Genomic DNA, 16,626 nt, shown 5'->3' on the forward strand with positions numbered 1-16,626 from the left:
TAAACATAAGAGGGTCTGATTGATCGAGAGAGAAACGAAGGTCTTGGACCACACGATAGACGTCTTTAAGGACTTCTAAAACAAGCAATCTATTATGGAGAAAGGTTGAAAGTATTGAAGAATGAGCTGAAACGATTTAAGGATATATTGAATGTTACAAGCATTAAGAATTAAACTAAAATTAAACGGCTTGTCTCCTATCCGATACAGGTTACAAGCCGCTTAAAGATTATTTGATTAAAGTGACGTATTTATGGGTTCAGTACATTTTAAAAATAGAAGGGGGTTTTCTTTTTTTACTCTAAAATAAATAACTAAGACTATAAAAAACAATGAAAATTATACTTATAGCACCCTGATAATTCAGCTTGTTTTGAATACGGTGATGTTTCTTGACAGGGATTAAGCTTGGTAAGTAAATAGCAAGTGTAACTACAAAGAATAGAATTTGAACGAGGTAGAAAGACTGAGTGGGTAGTGAGGTGTAAACACCTGTAATACTCGCTAGTACTAGCATTGAAAAGACTATGTATATAATCTTTACGGGTATTTTTCTTTCAAGTATCTTAAAATTATATATTCCTTTAAGAAACTGCTGATTTATTTCTAATGCTGTCATCAATATAATAAGGGGTATAAAAGATATCATTGCTTTATTGTTTAAAGTATTCGCCTGTGAATAGTAGGCGATAATATTTAGTAAAAAGCCAGTAAAATAACTATTTAATAGTATATGATAAATGGTCTTAACTAAAGGGACAAATTGGTACTGAACCACTATTATGATAATGTATATAATTAACAAAATATTTATAATGTAGTGCTGGTTTATCATAAAGAACAAAGCGGCTGTCAGCAAGCCTATTAATAAAAGATAGTATATAATAGGTGATTTAGCCTTGGGATCTTTTAAAATATGATGATAATAATTGTAATGGTTAGTCATATTGCTTAAGATAACAACTAGTGCTAAAAGCCCAAGATCTAACCAGTCGACTTGCTTCACTGAATAAATAGCGGTAGTTAGTCCAAAACCAATCCACGACAAAGGATAGCCTACTAACTGCATCAAAGGATGTTTAAGTATGTTATTAATTGTGTTCATTGAGTTTCCTTTCAAGAGGATTTTATAATTGAAATTGTTTCTATTAGTATTCTAAGGTATAATTTACAACGTTACAACCACACCTCCTATACCTTTGATACAATAGGATTTAGAGATTATGGTTTATATAAAAGGGGCTAAAAAGTGACCAACTTATTCAGTTTAGCTTTCGCTTCCTCTTTTTGCTTTTTAGTAATGTGAGTATATATTTCCAAAGTCGTTTTCACATCAGCGTGTCCTACACGATCCATGATGTACTTAATATCGAAATTATTTTCAACTAATAATGATATGTGGGTATGTCTCATAGTATGTGAAGTATAATCTTTGTTGACTTTCTTTATTTTATCATTTATTGGTGTCAAAAGCATTGGATTATTATTTCTGTTAGCAAATATTAAACGAGCTTCATTGCCAAAGCGCAATCGATTTAAGCTTATATTCTTATTAATTAACTCATTGATTCGATCGTTGGTCTGAATTACTCTGTTTGAATGTGGAGTTTTGGTAGTTCCTGCTTTTCTTTTCGAACGGGAATCGATGGATTTATTTATTGTTATTTCAGAACCGTTAAAATCGTCAATTGTGAGCGCTGTGACCTCTCCAAAGCGCATCCCTGTTAAAATCATCACCTCGATAAGATCCCCTTGTATTTCGTTTAATTCTTGGCGTATTTTAGCCAATTCCCCTGGCAAGTCTTTGCTATCTATGAACTGTATTGACTTTCTTTTTTTTATTGGTTTAACTTTTAAAGTAGAAAATTCTAAATTGTAAGTATAATCGTGATAAACAGACATATACTTAAAACAACCACTAATTAATAGCTTCACTCGATTTGTGATTTGAGCACACTTGTTTTGTTCGTACTGTATATCGTCTAGTAATTTTTGAATATCAAGAATAGTTATTTTATCAAGGTAGTAATCGTAAAGATCAGCAGTTTTTATATAGACATTGTAAGTTGACCGCATGTTTTCAGTTGTGGAAGGGGCCCAACGTTTCGTTTTGAATTCAAAGAATTCAGTAAAACAATCCTTGAATTTTAGATTTTTTGTCTCTATTGAAGTTTTCTTTTTAGCTATTTTGTTATTCAATAATTGTTGAGCTTTATTTTTAGCTTGAGCAGATTTGGAATTTAGAGTAACACTTACACGTTTTCTTTTACCATTTTTTTCGTTGGAATACCACTCAACAAATTTATACTTTCCGTTGGGTAAATCTTCAACCCACATGGTCAATTCTCCTTTCATTTGGTATAATAGGGTACAGAAAAGACACCCTTAAAAAGGGCTTTTCGTATTTATCAAATAGTCATCGTTTAGCTTTGGTCGGCGGCGATGACTTTTTTTATAGTGAAGTAATTTTTGTTTTTTTTCGCTTACTATTTTCTTAGTGAAATAAAAGGCCATATACTTCACTATTTACTCTTAAAATGGTGGGTTGTGGCTGTTTTCTATTTAATCTTTAAACTTTTTGGAACTTCAATTATGGTTGGTTTTTCATTGAAGGTGTTATAATCCTTTAACTCTAATTCTAATTTTTCATAATTCCCATTAAATGCGAATCCGACGATTCCCTTTCCTTTTCTGCCTGGAGAAACATCGTCGAAAGTATAATTAGGAAGGATATAAGATTCAGCCGAGTTGTCATCTACATACAATTTAAACAATTGATCTGACGGTATACTCATTTGGTCACCCTTATTTTCTACTTCGTAATCTAAAACTAAAACATTGTCGAAATCTTTATCGGAATACATATCTCTTTCATCCGTAAAGTATATATCGTTAAAAGTAACTTCTACGTTTCCGTGTTTATACGTTTTTGCAATTTCTTCGATGTTTTCTAAAGTCTTTTCAAAAGAAGATTTAGTTTCAGGATTTCTTGCATTATCAGATTTAGAGAAGGCTATACCATATTCAGTAAGGTTAGTCATTAATTCATCGGTAAAGACATAGTTATATTTAGAAATGTTGGCATCTAAGATGTCAGAGATGTCAGATTTTTCTAGTTCTTCTTTTTCATCTATCTTTTCGATAATCGCTAAATGAAACTCAGCAATAAATTTAGAAATTTCGCTATCTTTCATGTTTGTCTCGTCAGATAAAAGTTGCTCTATATCAACTAGTTTTTCAGCATTTTCGATATCATCTGCCGCTAGTTCCATCCCTTCATCATCAAAAATTTTGTAAACACCCGCCAATGCTCCGTGACCGGTTACGGGTTTTGCTGCAGCAACTTGAATAAGAACATTTTTAGCTCCGGCAGCAATTGCGACATTTCTATATGTAGTAGCTGAAACTTCAGTTATGTTTTCAGGAGTAACTATTTCAACCTCTACACCAGAATCTTGTTCTAAAAATTCAACTGATACGCTTGAAAAAACTCCTGTAGATTCATTTGAGCCATCATTTAAATATTCATTTAAGTCGTTGCCGTTTACTATTACTAATTCATCGCTATCTTCACCAAGTAAAGAAATGAGATGTTCAATATCGGGTTCAGTATTAGAACCACCAATAGCGACTTGATGATTTCCTTGAGCATAGACACTTACGGTGGACAACAATAAACTAGAAGACAACATAGCAGAAATAATTTTCTTCATTCCATTTCCTCCTGAAATATGTTATTTTTATATTGTAATATTAAACCCTGAGGGTAGCCACTCAACAAGTTCGCCGCTTGTGAGTGGCGTTTTTTTATTTAATCACTTTCCCTAAAATTGTAAAATCATCTTTATCAGTAAGAACAATATCTTCGTATTTGTCGTTGAGTGATTGTAATCTGATATCTCCATTTTTCTTAAATTTCTTCATAGTGACACCACCGTTTAAAACGAATATACCTATTTCTCCGTTTTCTAAAGTAGGTTGCTTTTTGTAAGTAACAATATCTCCGTCATGATAAAGGTCTTCCATTGAGTCTCCGTTTACTAATAATCTTACTGTTAGACTGTCGCTTATTATTGGAGCAACTTGTTCTCCTATTAGTGGATCACCAGCTGCCGTTTGACCATAATATTCTAATTCTGATTTTTGTTCTTGCAATTGATGTTCAGCAAAAGAATAAACTTTATTTTGCCTGGTTTCGTTTAGTTGGTTGTATATATTAAGAATACTTTGATCAATAGATTTGCTATCAGAAACACCAAACAGCCATGAAGGACTTAATGAAAGAGCGTCTGCAACAATATATACTTTATCTTGTTTGGGTTCATATTTATCAGAAAGCCATTCACTAATAACTGATTTCGAAATACCAGTTCTTTTAGATAATTCAGATTGGGTCATGTTTTTTTCTTTTAAAACATTTTTTAATCTAGTAGAAAATTTCACTTTCTCACCTCCTTATAATGTAAAATAATTTTCGCATAACCGAACTAAAAAGTCAATAGTGATAGGTATTTTTCAAAAAATAAAAATATTTTGGAAAATATGCTTGCAATCAGTTCGGAAATACGTATAATAAGATTATAAAGTTCGGTTAAACGAACAGAAAGGAGGAAATTTATGCTTTTTGATTATTCAAAATTAAAAGGTCGGATTAAAGAAAAGTTTAATACTTACAAAAATCTTACACCTTTAATTGATATGTCAGAGTCTACCTTGAGTAGAAAGTTAAATGGAAAAGGTTATTTTGATAGCCAAGAAATTATTGACTTATCTGAAGCTTTATCAATTCCTGACGAAGAAAGAGACCAATATTTTTTTAATGTCAAAGTTCGGAAAACCAAACAGCCATCCTAGAAAGGAGAATTTAAATGTATAGATCGTTGAAAGTTAAAGTAACGGCAAATGATTTTGAAGAAGTAAAAGAGCTTCTAAAAGAATTAGAAGCTCTAGAAAATTATGAAGTTGAAGTTGAACTTTATATAGAGAATAAGTTCAATATTCAATCTCAAGTTTAAAGATCAAATAATTAGTTAAGTTATTTATCAGAATCAATAATTAACTTTTCGGTTAAATTATCAAAGAATTCGTAGACTTTTAAGGCGGTTTCCTTAGGGTCGCTGCTAGGAGTAATCATGTTATTTTCAATTGCTAACTTAGTAAGTTCATATGCGCGTTCGGTAGCGTAATTTCTCTTATATTTTGCAAATTCGGTCACTAATTTTCACCTCCCTCTAAGGAGAGTATATCACGAAAGGAGAGACTCTCATGACTTTAACTAATGTTCTTTTAATAATTCATTTGATTTTAAATATAACGATTTTACTTAAGCTTAGAAAATTTAACGATAAATGATTGACTTTTATTAAAGTGTCTTAAATTTTGTTTAGTTGTTATTGTTATTTTCGCTTCTTTAATAGGAGAAGAAAGGTAATACGAAAAGTACTGGTCTTTATTAGCAGGAATGATTATCTCTGTTTCAAACGGTTGCTGATATTCACCCGGTGAAATTACTCTTGGGAAATTAGAATAGTAATCATCGCTAGGAATATAGTCAGGCAAAAAATTGATAGAGGAACCATCGACATTTTTTATCTCTAAGTTTTTAATTGTAACACTATTTTTTGAATCGTTAAAAAGCGAAAACTGTAACATCGGAGGGTTATATTTATCATCTTCATCAATAAATAAATCTGTAATTTGAATTCTATATGAATTTTCTTTGCGAATGTAAAAAACCGAATAAAGAGAGACTAATAAAGCTATAAAGGAAATCCAGTCTGAAAAAGTTAGAGAATCAATGAAATCAAAAGCGTTTTCTAAATTAATTATCTGAATATTTGGCAAAAAATCATCTCCTTTAAGAGATTATACCAAAATTTATTTTAAGAAAGGAGCATGCAATTGAACGAACTATCATTATCAAACGATTTAAAAGTTGTAGAAGAAGAAATTTTTTCATTCTTTGAATTAGGGAAAAAATCTTTTTGGGAAATTGGTAAAAGATTAAAGCACATTAAAGAGAATGACTTAACTCACGGCAACTTCATGAACTGGTGTGAAACTAAACTTTCAATATCAAGTAAACAGGTTAATAAATATATTGCTGTTTATGAAAATTTCCCAAATTGGAAGTCAACTCCCAATTTAGGTTTAGAAAACATGTATCTAATCGCCACACTTCCAGAAGAACAAAAACAAGAACAAATGCAAAAAATTGAGCAAGGCGAACAGCCGACCGTTCGAGAATTGCAGTCATTAAAAAAACAACTCAAACAAAAAGATGAGATCATCAACGAACTTTCAAATCAAGAACCACAAACGGTAACTAAGGTGGTTGAAAAGGAAGTTTTCCCCAACGACTACCATGAAATCAAATCAAAGGTTAGTCAGTTGCAAATAACTAACCAACGACTGATAGAAGAACATCAGAAGTTGTTGAGAGAACAAGAGGAAGTCAATAAAAAATCAATTAAGTATGACGAACTCAACGAAGCGATTCAAGCTTCACAAGGTCAATTGAATCAAACGCAAAAGAAGATTAGTGAGTATAACGACTTGCACAAGTTACTGAAAGAAAGCAATAGCTTTTTAAGCAAAGCAAGTGCTCTTGTTTACAGCGATTTGAGTTCGCTGGCGCAGAGTGACCCACTCGTTCAACAAGAATTAAACCAATTGTTGAATAATTTAAATCGTTTTACTCGAGATATAAATGACCTATTGTCTCAAAAAATTATTTTAGAAGGAGAGATTATAAATGACTGATTTAGCAACGTTAGATCCACAAGGTTTAGAACAATTAGAGCATACAATTCAAACACAACTAAAACTAGTTCGTGAAATGAAACAAATGAAGAAAGACGTTGAAGATTCTGAAAAACGAATGACCAATTTAGTTGAACGCGTCACTAAAGAAATCACGATTAATTATGAAGAACAAAAACAAATTCAATCAAAAGTTCACACGTTAGCGAACCAATTTGCTAAAGAACACTTAGCAAAGACAAGACTAAATTATAGCGACAACTTATTCAAAGGGTGGAAAGGTTTATTCATACGAAGAATTCATTCTCGTATTAAAAATGTGATGAATGTTGTTCGATACACAGCTGTTAAAAGAGAAAGTTTTGAAGATTTGATGATCTACTTAGACAGTTTATCTTATCAATCGTTTAGTGGTAGCGAGCTGAACCCGACACCTGGCATTTTAAAAATTATGGAAGTAGAGGGTGTCAATTAATGAAGTGCCCAGCATGTCATAAAGAAATGGTAATCACGAATCAAACAGAAAAGACAAAGACGTTTTACTGTTCAATCTGCGACAAAGTGAGGTCTAAAAGGAGGGAGGATAATCATGGAACTGACACCAATACCGACAGATGTTGCGTTTGCCACAACCACACAAAAACTACCTGAAGTCATTCTAGGACTTGGAAAACAACAAGCTGCTAGATACGTTTCAGAAATGTATGAAGATCCAGAATTTTCAGACGGGGTGATTAAACCGACGCAAAAGACGACGATAGTAATTATCTCTAGATTTATTGAATTCCTTAGAAAAATGGATGCAGAAAAATTTAAGTAAGGAGGAACGCAAATGAAAAACATAATTAAAAACGTCGCCCTAGTCACTACAGGATTGATAGTCGGTGTAGTGGTAGGGCGAGTGGGAAACCAATTCAGCAACATTGTAGTGAATAAAAACGGAATTAAAATAAAGGACAAAAAAATTAAGATTCTTTAATATCAACAAAATTTTTGTTAGGACTAGACAAGTCGGGCGTTAAAGTACCATCAATTTTCAAATCCATTTTCTTACCTCGCTTTCTAATTTTTTGTATTACCTAAATCAGAAATACTACTTATACCATTAGCAAACGACTTGGTAGCGTTGATTACATCTGGCGTTATATGAGAAAGAGCTTCTGTTCCCAAGTTAGACTTAGCGAATGTTTTAGCAAGTTCTGTCGAGTTCTTCAATAAATCATTCACTCCAGTCTGAATTGTAGAAATTTCTCCATCTTTCAATGTTGCAGTAAATACCGATTCTTTCAAATCTGTTATCGCACCAGCTTTTTATCTGGTACTTCTCATAGTTTCCTATGAGTTCAGCATATATCTTCATCTCAATGAGATGTCGGGCACTCGTGGGCCTATTATTTCAAGACCTATGCGTTGCACCTTCCAATTAAGGCTTGGCTCAGTGAATTAGACTTAGGGTTTCACTGAATTCACCCGATACGCACCATTTATCACTAAAATGTGGGGCAATACAATTTAAATATATCACAAGCAAGATACACGATCAACAAGATGTAGTGCTTAGATAAAAACAATACACAAGATATGGGGGTAAACATGTTAAATAAAATAAAAAAAATAATCATTGATGATGGAAGAAGTATCTATGAAATAGCAAAAAAATCAGGATTAACCTACTCACTAGTCCACAACATAGTGAATGGAAAGACAAAGAAAACTATACGATTAGAAACTGCTTTTAAATTAGCAGATGCATTAGGAGTGGATGTAAATGAATTTAGGGAAAAGGAAAGTTAAATGAACATCAAACTAGAAGAAAACTGTGAAAGACTTAAAAGAGAAAAACTGCAAGAAATGAAGAAAAGACAAGATAATATTCTTTACTTCGTTCTTAATTTTCTGTTTTTCTCCATTATTGCATGGCCGTTTGTTTCATTACTTTTTGAAGAGTTGGGATGGTACTAATGAAAAACAACATAAAAAAAGTCCGCACGGCAATGCGGACTAACACATAAATCTAGGAGGATTATACCATGAATCAACGATTTTTAAAAGGCTCACGAGACAGTTTAGGGGTTCCATTGGAACCAGATGAAGATTTGCCAGTTGCTAAAGATTGGAAGGGCGAAGCACTTTATGAAGGTGATTCAGTAATTGAGTTTGATGGGGATCTTATTTATGATGAACCGACTGAAATAGCAGAGTATTTTAGACAATTTGATAGATATGAATTGCGCAAAGGAGTGAATTGTTAGTGAGGTTTAGCGAATCAACAAAAAACATCTTTAAGGCTTTGTCAGAATTTAAAAAAGAATTCAAGCAACCTTTAAAAGACGCAGATAACCCATTTTTTAAATCTAAATATGTTCCTTTGGAAAATGTGGTTCAGTCAATAGACAATGTAGCGCACAATCACGGATTAGCCTATGTTCAATCTACAATCACTAATGAGCAGGGACAGGCAGGAGTTACGACTATAATCACCCATTCGAGCGGAGAATTTATTGAGTTTGATCCACTTTATTTAAAAGCAGACAAACCGACCGCACAAGGCATGGGTTCAGCTATTACTTACGCTAGGCGCTATTCATTATCAAGCGCCTTTGGAATAGCAAGTGATGTTGATGATGATGGAAACGAAGCGAGCCAAAGTATCGGTCATAACAAAAAAGAAAAAGAAAGATTTAACAAAGCACAAAAACCGATTTTAGAAGAAACGATTAAACGTGCTGATCAATTAAGAACATCTATTCAAAATATTAAGAAAGTTTCGCGTCAACAATTAGATGAGTGGATAGTTGAGTATTTAAAAGTTAAAAGTACAGAAGAAATCACTCCTGACATGTGGAACCAGGTTGTCCCATGGTTAATAAAGTTGGAAGCGAAAGCAAAGTCAGACGCGAAAAAGCAAAAAGAAGAACAAGAAGTTATTAATTGGGGAGGGAATTAAAATGAAAGAATTGATGCAAATTGTGGAGTTTAAACCTGATTCATACGAAATTAAAAATTTAAATCAAATCAAGGAATATGCAGAAAAAACTGCTAACAAATATAAAGGCATAGTTGTTGCTAGTGAAGAGACCTATCAAACAGCTAAAAAACAAAGAGCAGAAGTTAAAAAACTTAGAGAAGAAGTAGAAACTGCTAGAAAAAAAGTAAAGAATGACAAGCTGAAAGAGTTAGAAGTTTTTGAAAAAGATATGAAAAGTATCTCTTCAATTTATAACGAAGCTTGGGAAGAATTGGAAAATAATATCAAAGATTTTGAAGCGTGTGAACGACAGGAAAAAGAAGATTTAATTCAAGTTTTGATTTCTAATCACGGAGAGGGGTTTGAAATAGAGCACAATCCAAAGTGGACGAACAGAACTTTTTCTGAAGAACAAATAGCAGAAGAAATCAAACAACAAGTAAAAGATATAAAAGAAAAAATTGAAAAGAGAAAACAGGAATTGAAAGTCATTGAACAAGCTGTACTAGCTAGTGGGTTAGAAGATACCGCTGGTTGGATAGCTATGTTTGACAGGGGAATCGACTCTCAAGAAATACTGCAAAGGATTTTTAAAGCAGGAGAAGACAAGAAAAATCTTGTTGCTCAAAAAGAAAATAAGATCCAGGAAGAAAACATAAACACAAATCTCCACAACCAAGATTTAGAAATAAAAAACATCAAAGATGAAGAACCTCAAGAAAAAATTGTAGAAGATATTATCAAAATTAGAGGGACAATAAAACAGTTTAACAATTTAAATGAATATCTTGTTAGTACAGGTATGAAAGTTGAACGCTATTATCCTGAAAAAAATTAAAGAGGGGATATTATGCGCTGTGAGGTTAAAAACTTTAATGACCATGAAATTTTACTAAAAACACATGATTCAATTGACTTTAATAAATTTACAGAAAACATATGGAACGGTCGCATATTTGGATATTTTGAACCTTGGATTAAAGGGAGTAGCACAGACCAGCAAAGGAAGCACTATTGGGCATTAATCGGAGACATACATGATTATACAGGAGAACGTAAGGGTCGAATCAATCTTAACATGAAAGCTTTGTATATGATTGAAAAAGACACAGATAAAGAGCCTTCGATTGCTAGAAATAAAATGAAAAAAGAAGAAGTAGCAGAATGGTTAGATATGATAATTCATTACTGCATTGATAAACAAATACCATTTCAGCATCCAGTTGGGTACGTACCGAGCGATATTACTAAGTATGTTTACAAGATGACTATGAAAAGAATGTGTGTTGCTTGTCATAAATACGCAGAAATACATCATGCAACAAATCTAATTGGTATGGGCAATAACCGAAGTAAACATAATCATTTGGAGTCAACATTTTTACCTCTCTGCAGGGAACACCATCAACTAATACATAACAAAGGGTTAGATTGGTTTTGCGCAGAATGGAATGTGGTTCCAATTAAATTATCCAGGGAAGATCTAAAAGAATTAGGGGTGATGTAATGAGTGAAAACAAACGGTATTACTGGCTTAAACTAAATGAAAACTTCTTTAAGGAAGATACAATTCAATGGATAGAAGATCAAGAAAACGGAAAAGATTATGTGATTTTTTATTTAAAACTATGCTTAGAGTCTTTAAAAGATAATGGTAAGTTGGTTCGCTATGTAGGAGAGAAATTAATTCCATACGATGTAAAAGCACTAGCAAAACTAACTGGCACGTCATTAGATACAGTAGCAGTCGCAATGAAAACATTTGAACAAATTGGTCTTGTGGAAATGTTAGAGACGGGAGAACTCTATCTTAAACAAATAAATGAAATGATTGGAAGCGAGACTGATTCTGCTAAGCGAATGAGAAAACTCAGAGCAAAAGAAAATCTGACTGAGCTTCCCGAACCGTCACATTGTGACAACAACGTTCAGAAAAGTGACATTGTTGTTCAGAAAAGTGACACAGAGAAAGAGATAGAGAAAGAGATAGATATAGATATAAAGAAAAAGAGTAATAAGTCTCAGCAATCGAAGTCTCGATATGCTGAGGACTCTAACTATTTCTTACTTTCCAAATTTTTATTATCTCTTATCAAAAAAAGGAATCCTGAACATAAAGAACCTAATTTACAAAACTGGGCAGATGATTTCAGAAAATTAGTCGAATTAGATAATAGAGATTTAAGTCAAGTGAAGAATGTTGTTATTTGGTGTCAGAATAACGACTTTTGGCAAAATACTATTCTAAGTCCAGCTAAAGTACGGAAACATTATGACAAGCTTGTCTTACAGATGAATAGTCCGAATAAGACCCGTAATCAGCACATAAAAACTGAACCAGTGCCAAGCTTTATGACGAATAAGCAAGAAGTGAAATCAGAAGTTGTTAGTAAAGAAAAGCAAGAAGAAATGAAGAAAAGACTGAAAGAAACTTTGAAATCTTGATGGGAGGATTTTAAATGTATGCAGTTATTAATGAACAAGTATCAGATCCCTTTAACGATAGCTAAATATGATTACAAGACGGGCAAATTCACACATGAATATTTTTAGGAGGGAAATAAATGGTAAGAAATACTAATCAAGATTTAAACAATCATTTATTTGAAATGTTAGAACGGCTGAACGATGAAGATTTAACAGAGGAGCAATTAGATAAAGAAATTAGCCGAGCGAAAGCGATGACAGATGTGTCAAAGTCAATCATTGAAAACTCAAAGCTAGCATTAGATGCTGCGAAATTACAAGCAGAGTATAGTGGGCGAGTTACTGTTCCAAAGATGTTAGCCTATGAATCCCAAAAATAAGATTTTCTACGACGATCATAAAAAGTGGTTAAAAGATAACGTTAAAGGGGTCGGCAATAAAGAGTTGACCGAAATGTTTAATAGTCATTTCAACATGAATTTAAGTGTAAATCAAATAAGAAATGAAAAGAAACGACTAAAAATAAGAAGTGGCCTTGCTGGTCATTTTGTTAAAGGTCACGTGCCAGCAAATAAAGGGAAAAAGGTGGGTCCAAACCCTAAAAGCGAACATACTTATTTCAAAAAATGAATAGTTCCCCACAATCGAAAACCAATTGGAACAGAACGAGTAAATAAAGATGGATACACTGAAATAAAAATAAGGGATGGCCATAAGAATAATAACTGGATAGGGAAACATATTTGGTTATGGGAAAAGGAACATGGGCCAGTTCCCAAAGGGAGTGTAATAATCTTTATTGATCAAGACAAAAGTAATATCTCACTCGATAATCTTATGTGTATTTCACGAAAATCATTATCGAAGATTAACAGCAGAAACAAGCTTACAGACAATAAAGAGATAAACAAATCAATTTTACTAACCGAGGAAACATTGGCAAAAATCAGTGAAAAATAGGGGGAAAATAATGAACACCGTCCAATTAATAGGTCGTCTAACTAAAGAAGTAGACCTTAGATATACTTCATCTGGCACACCAGTTGGAAGTTTTACTCTAGCAGTGAATAGAAGTTTTACTAATCAACAAGGCGAGCGTGAAGCAGATTTTATAAGATGTGTCATTTGGCGTAAAGCTGCAGAGAACTTAGCTAATTTTACACGCAAAGGGTCACTAATTGGTTTAGAAGGAGCTATCCAAACTAGAAATTATGATGACGACCAAGGGAATAAAGTTTATATCACAGAAGTTAATGTTAGGAACTTCCATTTGTTGGAACCTAAAGAAGTCACAGAGCAAAGACCAATAGACAACAACAGCCAGCAGACATACCCTTCAAATCGGCAAAACGTGCCACAGGAGACCTTTTCTCCTAGCAACCAATATAATCAACCGTTTACACAACAAAACGGCTCACAGGCGCAAGATTTCAGTAATATAGGCATGGGAAAGTCAGAAATCAATGAAGATGATTTACCATTTTAGAATTTCCATAGCCAAGGAAAGATAGAGAACTTGTTTGAAAGAGGAAAGGAGAAGGCGAGTGAATAAAGTTAAGTGCGAGCTTTACAACGATCATTTTCAAAATTATAAAAGATATGGAATTCCAAAAGCCCAGCTTGTTATTGCAGACATTCCTTACAACTTAGGAAATAATGCGTATGCAAGTAGTTTGGAATGGTATGTGGACGGAGATAATAAGAAAGGTGAGTCAGAAAAAGCTGGAAAACAATTTTTTGATACAGACAGCGATTTCAGAATTTCTGAATATATGCACTTTTGTTCAAAGTTATTAAAGAAAGAGCCAAAAGAGAGAAATCAAGCGCCAGCAATGATCGTTTTTTGTGCCTTTCAACAAATACAAATGGTAATAGATTATGGTAAGAAATACGGCTTTAAAAACAATTATCCGATTATTTTTTGTAAAAAAAGTTCTTCGCAAGTTTTGAAATCTAACATGAAAATTGTAGGAGCGACTGAATATGCCGTTGTATTATACCGAGATAAACTACCTAAATTTAGAAATAACGGGAAAATGATAAAAAACTGGTTTAATTGGGAAAATGACAGTCGAAAAACAATTCCCAAAGTTCATCCAACGCAAAAGCCCGTTCAATTATTGAAACGTCTAATTGAAATTTTTACAGATGAAGGGGATATCGTTATTGATCCTTGCGCAGGGAGCGGGTCAACGTTGAGAGCCAGTTTGGAGCTAGGTCGACATTCTTACGGTTTTGAAATAAAAAAAGATTTTTATAAAAAGGCAAAAGAAGAGATGTTATCTAATGTGCCTTTGCAAAGTAGTTTATTTTAAACAATAAAAGAGGAGGATAAATAAATGCTACCAAAATTTAGAGCGTGGGATAAAGCGACAAACAAAATGCGAGGTTGTTATGGATTTAATGAGATGGAAAACGAAGTATACGTATCTAGTGTCGCTAATGACGAGTTTAATGGGAGATTAAGAACAGTTCATGCTGTTAAATGCAGACCTGATGAAGTTGTTCTTATGCAATCAACATTTCTTAAGGACAAAAATGGTACCGACATCTTTGTCGGCGACATAATCAAAACCGACTCAACACAGGGTGTGGTTTTATACGATGTTTTAGAGGGCTTATATCACATTAACGGAGATCCCTTGCAGTATTTCGTTAGCGAAACGAATTCTAATAATTCTCAAACCGAAATTCAAGTCATCGGAAATATCTATGAAAACCCAGAACTATTGGAGGACTAAAAATGAAAAGAGAAAAACTTGAAACCTATTTAGGTAAGAATGTCGAATTATCATTTTTTGATGGCGATGTCATTCGTGGTGTATTAAAAAAGAGTGAATATCCAAAATATTATTGTTGTTTTAGGCCTATAAAGAGTAATACATATTTTAGGACCAGTCACGTTAAAAAAATAAAAGAGTTATTGGAGGACAAGTAAATGAAAGAATTAATAAAAGAAATTGAACAGTTTGTCGATGATGCCTTAGACCCAGATGTTGAAGATTTTTTATTAATGCTAAGAGATAGGTTACTTGAACTGGAAAAGAAGGAGGCTGATTAAATGTTAACAAAAGAATTTATTAAAAAAGTTAAAGAGATTAATGAAGATTGGGAAATCGGAGTAGTGGATAAGGGTATATACATTAAAATAGGTAGTGCATATTATTGTAGTGTAAGAACTAGTGAAACCTATGCGCTCGATACAAGATATGAAAATTTTTATGAAATGAGCGAATCAGATAAAGAAAACCTTTTAAAACTATGCGTAGAATACGCTTCGACACCGATTGAAGAGCGAGAAATAAAATTATCAGATGTTGAAAAGAATGTCTTGGAAAATGTATGTGATATATATTATTTGGCAAGAAATAAAGCAGGGTGGTTATATGCTTATTATGATAAACCACACAAAGCATATGATGCATATTGGTCTACCAGCGATAATGGTGAACGTATCGAATTAAATGATAATTTATTCCCTTTCATCAAATGGGAAGATGAGGAACCGACTAAGATTAGCGATTTGTTGGAGGTTGACTAAATGAATATGAATCAATTAAAGTTTAAAAACTTATGTGCTGATTTATTTGATTTATCGACTGAGAATTTATCAGAGAGAGAATTAAACATGTTATCCAAATCGGTAAATTATGCAAAATATATCACTGACCAAGAAATCAAAAGGAGAAAACAAAATAAAGAGGTGACTAAATGCACCTAATCATTCCAGTGCTTTTAACAGTGCTAATCTTATCATCAATATACAGAAAGGACGAGTTTGATTGAAAGAAAAAGAATTCACCGAATCAATAAACAATTTAATTCTGTTAGGAAAAGAGCAAGGACTAAGCACAAAAGGAATTTCAGACAAATGGCATACTTTTGATGAGCTTTACTATCATCGCATGATGTTGTTTGCTATTATCTGCAATCAAAACAAAGAGATTGCATGGAAAGCTAAAAAACATAGTGACGGAACAATGTTTGAAGATAGTTTTAATGTTGGAATTAATACTCCAGAAGGTCAATATACTTATCACTATCATTTAAAAGATTGGGATATGTTTAATGTAAAAGAATTGGAATATGCGCCAGAATATGACGGGCATAAACCAGCAGATATTGATAGGTTGTTAAGTATTTTAGTGGGGAGTGAAATCGTTGAAAAAACGTAAGGCAGGCGACCGCTACCGTCCGATTGTAACGATCAAGAAGATGAAGAATGGGAAAGCAACCGTTATTGAAGCGAGTGGGAATACTTATATCTTAAGACACCCTGACCAGTTTCAAGGAGGGAAGCATGAAGCAATTTAAGATTTTAGTAAAAGATGTTCACGGAAATCAAAGATATGTTTATTTTGATGCTTATACGATTCAAGAAGCAGAAACTGAAGCAAAAGTAAAATATCATTCAGTAGTTGCCATTGAAGAAGTAACACCAAGCATGGATCTGTTCGAGGTGTTTTAAA

The 16,626-nt window shown here is 33.0% G+C and carries 33 protein-coding genes and 1 pseudogene; 27 read left to right on the forward strand and 7 right to left on the reverse strand.

From position 1 onward, the window contains the following. Nucleotides 1-143: 143 nt before the first annotated feature. Nucleotides 144-226 (forward strand): annotated as a pseudogene (locus ACQV2G_RS01450) (IS3 family transposase); the annotation flags it as partial. 75 nt (nt 227-301) lie between these two features. Here the strand turns inward: ACQV2G_RS01450 and ACQV2G_RS01455 are convergent. The 4 genes from ACQV2G_RS01455 to ACQV2G_RS01470 all read right to left on the reverse strand — a co-directional run bounded on the left by ACQV2G_RS01455 (nt 302) and on the right by ACQV2G_RS01470 (nt 4,443). Then, on the reverse strand, nt 302-1,105 hold the full coding sequence (locus ACQV2G_RS01455) for a hypothetical protein (protein ID WP_428875898.1): 804 nt from the start codon (nt 1,103-1,105) through the stop codon (nt 302-304). 137 nt (nt 1,106-1,242) lie between these two features. Next, nucleotides 1,243-2,337 (reverse strand): site-specific integrase, encoded by a 1,095-nt coding sequence (locus ACQV2G_RS01460; protein WP_428875899.1) that lies wholly within the window; start codon nt 2,335-2,337, stop codon nt 1,243-1,245. A gap of 221 nt (nt 2,338-2,558) precedes the next feature. After that, nucleotides 2,559-3,713, reverse strand: coding sequence for a DUF1002 domain-containing protein (locus ACQV2G_RS01465; protein ID WP_428875901.1), 1,155 nt, complete (start codon nt 3,711-3,713; stop codon nt 2,559-2,561). Nucleotides 3,714-3,807: 94 nt separating this feature from the next. Next, nucleotides 3,808-4,443: a helix-turn-helix domain-containing protein gene (locus ACQV2G_RS01470; protein ID WP_428875903.1), complete on the reverse strand. Its 636-nt coding sequence runs from the start codon at nt 4,441-4,443 to the stop codon at nt 3,808-3,810. A 174-nt stretch (nt 4,444-4,617) separates the two neighbouring features. Here ACQV2G_RS01470 and ACQV2G_RS01475 point away from each other — a divergent pair, with 174 nt between their 5' ends. Together ACQV2G_RS01475 and ACQV2G_RS01480 are read left to right on the forward strand one after the other, a co-directional pair. After that, a complete protein-coding gene (locus ACQV2G_RS01475) occupies nt 4,618-4,854 on the forward strand; it encodes a DUF739 family protein (protein WP_428875904.1) in 237 nt (78 codons plus the stop codon). Between the two features lie 14 nt (nt 4,855-4,868). Then, nucleotides 4,869-5,015, forward strand: a complete 147-nt coding sequence (locus ACQV2G_RS01480; protein ID WP_428872841.1) for a hypothetical protein — start codon at nt 4,869-4,871, stop codon at nt 5,013-5,015. 20 nt (nt 5,016-5,035) lie between these two features. Here the strand turns inward: ACQV2G_RS01480 and ACQV2G_RS01485 are convergent, their stop codons facing one another. Beyond that, nucleotides 5,036-5,215, reverse strand: a complete 180-nt coding sequence (locus ACQV2G_RS01485) for a hypothetical protein (protein WP_428875905.1) — start codon at nt 5,213-5,215, stop codon at nt 5,036-5,038. A gap of 104 nt (nt 5,216-5,319) precedes the next feature. Further along, nucleotides 5,320-5,844 carry a hypothetical protein gene (locus ACQV2G_RS01490; RefSeq protein ID WP_428872843.1) on the reverse strand — a complete coding sequence of 175 codons (525 nt, stop codon included), beginning with the start codon at nt 5,842-5,844 and terminating at the stop codon, nt 5,320-5,322. A gap of 57 nt (nt 5,845-5,901) precedes the next feature. Between ACQV2G_RS01490 and ACQV2G_RS01495 the strand changes: the two genes are divergently transcribed. The 4 genes from ACQV2G_RS01495 to ACQV2G_RS01510 all read left to right on the forward strand — a co-directional run bounded on the left by ACQV2G_RS01495 (nt 5,902) and on the right by ACQV2G_RS01510 (nt 7,741). Continuing rightward, on the forward strand, nt 5,902-6,762 hold the full coding sequence (locus tag ACQV2G_RS01495; protein WP_428875906.1) for a DUF3102 domain-containing protein: 861 nt from the start codon (nt 5,902-5,904) through the stop codon (nt 6,760-6,762). Further along, on the forward strand, nt 6,755-7,237 hold the full coding sequence (locus ACQV2G_RS01500) for an ORF6C domain-containing protein (protein WP_428875907.1): 483 nt from the start codon (nt 6,755-6,757) through the stop codon (nt 7,235-7,237). The genes ACQV2G_RS01495 and ACQV2G_RS01500 overlap by 8 nt, the downstream gene beginning before the upstream one ends. A 114-nt stretch (nt 7,238-7,351) precedes the next feature. Continuing rightward, on the forward strand, nt 7,352-7,582 hold the full coding sequence (locus ACQV2G_RS01505; protein WP_428875908.1) for a hypothetical protein: 231 nt from the start codon (nt 7,352-7,354) through the stop codon (nt 7,580-7,582). A 12-nt stretch (nt 7,583-7,594) separates the two neighbouring features. After that, entirely contained in the window at nt 7,595-7,741 is a 147-nt protein-coding gene (locus ACQV2G_RS01510) for a hypothetical protein (protein ID WP_428872850.1), read from the forward strand. 83 nt (nt 7,742-7,824) lie between these two features. Here the strand turns inward: ACQV2G_RS01510 and ACQV2G_RS01515 are convergent, their stop codons facing one another. Further along, nucleotides 7,825-8,052 carry a hypothetical protein gene (locus ACQV2G_RS01515; protein ID WP_428875909.1) on the reverse strand — a complete coding sequence of 76 codons (228 nt, stop codon included), beginning with the start codon at nt 8,050-8,052 and terminating at the stop codon, nt 7,825-7,827. Nucleotides 8,053-8,355: 303 nt separating this feature from the next. Here ACQV2G_RS01515 and ACQV2G_RS01520 point away from each other — a divergent pair, with 303 nt between their 5' ends. The 20 genes from ACQV2G_RS01520 (at nt 8,356) to ACQV2G_RS01615 (ending at nt 16,625) form a co-directional block, all read left to right on the forward strand. After that, nucleotides 8,356-8,556 carry a helix-turn-helix domain-containing protein gene (locus tag ACQV2G_RS01520; RefSeq protein WP_428875912.1) on the forward strand — a complete coding sequence of 67 codons (201 nt, stop codon included), beginning with the start codon at nt 8,356-8,358 and terminating at the stop codon, nt 8,554-8,556. Beyond that, entirely contained in the window at nt 8,557-8,724 is a 168-nt protein-coding gene (locus ACQV2G_RS01525; protein WP_428875914.1) for a hypothetical protein, read from the forward strand. Between the two features lie 68 nt (nt 8,725-8,792). Further along, the gene (locus tag ACQV2G_RS01530) at nt 8,793-9,014 is read left to right on the forward strand and encodes a hypothetical protein (RefSeq protein ID WP_428875915.1); all 222 of its coding nucleotides are present in this window, start codon (nt 8,793-8,795) and stop codon (nt 9,012-9,014) included. Beyond that, nucleotides 9,014-9,709 carry an ERF family protein gene (locus ACQV2G_RS01535; RefSeq protein WP_428875916.1) on the forward strand — a complete coding sequence of 232 codons (696 nt, stop codon included), beginning with the start codon at nt 9,014-9,016 and terminating at the stop codon, nt 9,707-9,709. The genes ACQV2G_RS01530 and ACQV2G_RS01535 overlap by 1 nt, the downstream gene beginning before the upstream one ends. A 1-nt stretch (nt 9,710) precedes the next feature. Then, a complete protein-coding gene (locus ACQV2G_RS01540; RefSeq protein WP_428875918.1) occupies nt 9,711-10,568 on the forward strand; it encodes a DUF1351 domain-containing protein in 858 nt (285 codons plus the stop codon). Between the two features lie 12 nt (nt 10,569-10,580). Next, a complete protein-coding gene (locus ACQV2G_RS01545) occupies nt 10,581-11,237 on the forward strand; it encodes a putative HNHc nuclease (RefSeq protein WP_428875919.1) in 657 nt (218 codons plus the stop codon). Next, nucleotides 11,237-12,175, forward strand: a complete 939-nt coding sequence (locus ACQV2G_RS01550; protein WP_428875922.1) for a phage replisome organizer N-terminal domain-containing protein — start codon at nt 11,237-11,239, stop codon at nt 12,173-12,175. Before ACQV2G_RS01545 ends, ACQV2G_RS01550 begins: the two co-directional genes overlap by 1 nt. Nucleotides 12,176-12,294: 119 nt before the next feature. Continuing rightward, a complete protein-coding gene (locus ACQV2G_RS01555; protein ID WP_428875923.1) occupies nt 12,295-12,537 on the forward strand; it encodes a hypothetical protein in 243 nt (80 codons plus the stop codon). Then, a complete protein-coding gene (locus ACQV2G_RS01560) occupies nt 12,521-12,787 on the forward strand; it encodes a hypothetical protein (protein ID WP_428875925.1) in 267 nt (88 codons plus the stop codon). Before ACQV2G_RS01555 ends, ACQV2G_RS01560 begins: the two co-directional genes overlap by 17 nt. 111 nt (nt 12,788-12,898) lie before the next feature. Then, nucleotides 12,899-13,117, forward strand: a complete 219-nt coding sequence (locus tag ACQV2G_RS01565; RefSeq protein ID WP_428875990.1) for an HNH endonuclease signature motif containing protein — start codon at nt 12,899-12,901, stop codon at nt 13,115-13,117. A 7-nt stretch (nt 13,118-13,124) separates the two neighbouring features. Continuing rightward, a complete protein-coding gene (ssb, locus tag ACQV2G_RS01570; protein WP_428875992.1) occupies nt 13,125-13,643 on the forward strand; it encodes a single-stranded DNA-binding protein in 519 nt (172 codons plus the stop codon). Nucleotides 13,644-13,701: 58 nt separating this feature from the next. Then, the gene (locus ACQV2G_RS01575) at nt 13,702-14,472 is read left to right on the forward strand and encodes a DNA-methyltransferase (RefSeq protein WP_428875926.1); all 771 of its coding nucleotides are present in this window, start codon (nt 13,702-13,704) and stop codon (nt 14,470-14,472) included. Nucleotides 14,473-14,496: 24 nt separating this feature from the next. Further along, nucleotides 14,497-14,898, forward strand: a complete 402-nt coding sequence (locus ACQV2G_RS01580; protein WP_428875927.1) for a YopX family protein — start codon at nt 14,497-14,499, stop codon at nt 14,896-14,898. Nucleotides 14,899-14,900: 2 nt separating this feature from the next. Further along, a complete protein-coding gene (locus ACQV2G_RS01585; protein ID WP_428875928.1) occupies nt 14,901-15,095 on the forward strand; it encodes a hypothetical protein in 195 nt (64 codons plus the stop codon). After that, nucleotides 15,096-15,218: a hypothetical protein gene (locus ACQV2G_RS01590; protein WP_428875929.1), complete on the forward strand. Its 123-nt coding sequence runs from the start codon at nt 15,096-15,098 to the stop codon at nt 15,216-15,218. It begins immediately after the preceding gene. After that, entirely contained in the window at nt 15,219-15,698 is a 480-nt protein-coding gene (locus tag ACQV2G_RS01595; protein WP_428875930.1) for a hypothetical protein, read from the forward strand. After that, complete coding sequence (locus tag ACQV2G_RS01600) at nt 15,699-15,878, forward strand: hypothetical protein (protein ID WP_428875931.1); 180 nt, start codon at nt 15,699-15,701, stop codon at nt 15,876-15,878. 61 nt (nt 15,879-15,939) lie between these two features. Then, nucleotides 15,940-16,332: a hypothetical protein gene (locus ACQV2G_RS01605; protein ID WP_428875932.1), complete on the forward strand. Its 393-nt coding sequence runs from the start codon at nt 15,940-15,942 to the stop codon at nt 16,330-16,332. Continuing rightward, nucleotides 16,319-16,471: a hypothetical protein gene (locus ACQV2G_RS01610; RefSeq protein ID WP_428875933.1), complete on the forward strand. Its 153-nt coding sequence runs from the start codon at nt 16,319-16,321 to the stop codon at nt 16,469-16,471. The genes ACQV2G_RS01605 and ACQV2G_RS01610 overlap by 14 nt, the downstream gene beginning before the upstream one ends. Further along, nucleotides 16,458-16,625, forward strand: coding sequence for a hypothetical protein (locus tag ACQV2G_RS01615; RefSeq protein ID WP_428875934.1), 168 nt, complete (start codon nt 16,458-16,460; stop codon nt 16,623-16,625). Before ACQV2G_RS01610 ends, ACQV2G_RS01615 begins: the two co-directional genes overlap by 14 nt. Nucleotide 16,626: the final 1 nt, after the last annotated feature.

It is taken from the genome of Facklamia sp. P12955, from assembly GCF_050409565.1.
In the GTDB taxonomy this organism is placed as follows: domain Bacteria; phylum Bacillota; class Bacilli; order Lactobacillales; family Aerococcaceae; genus Facklamia.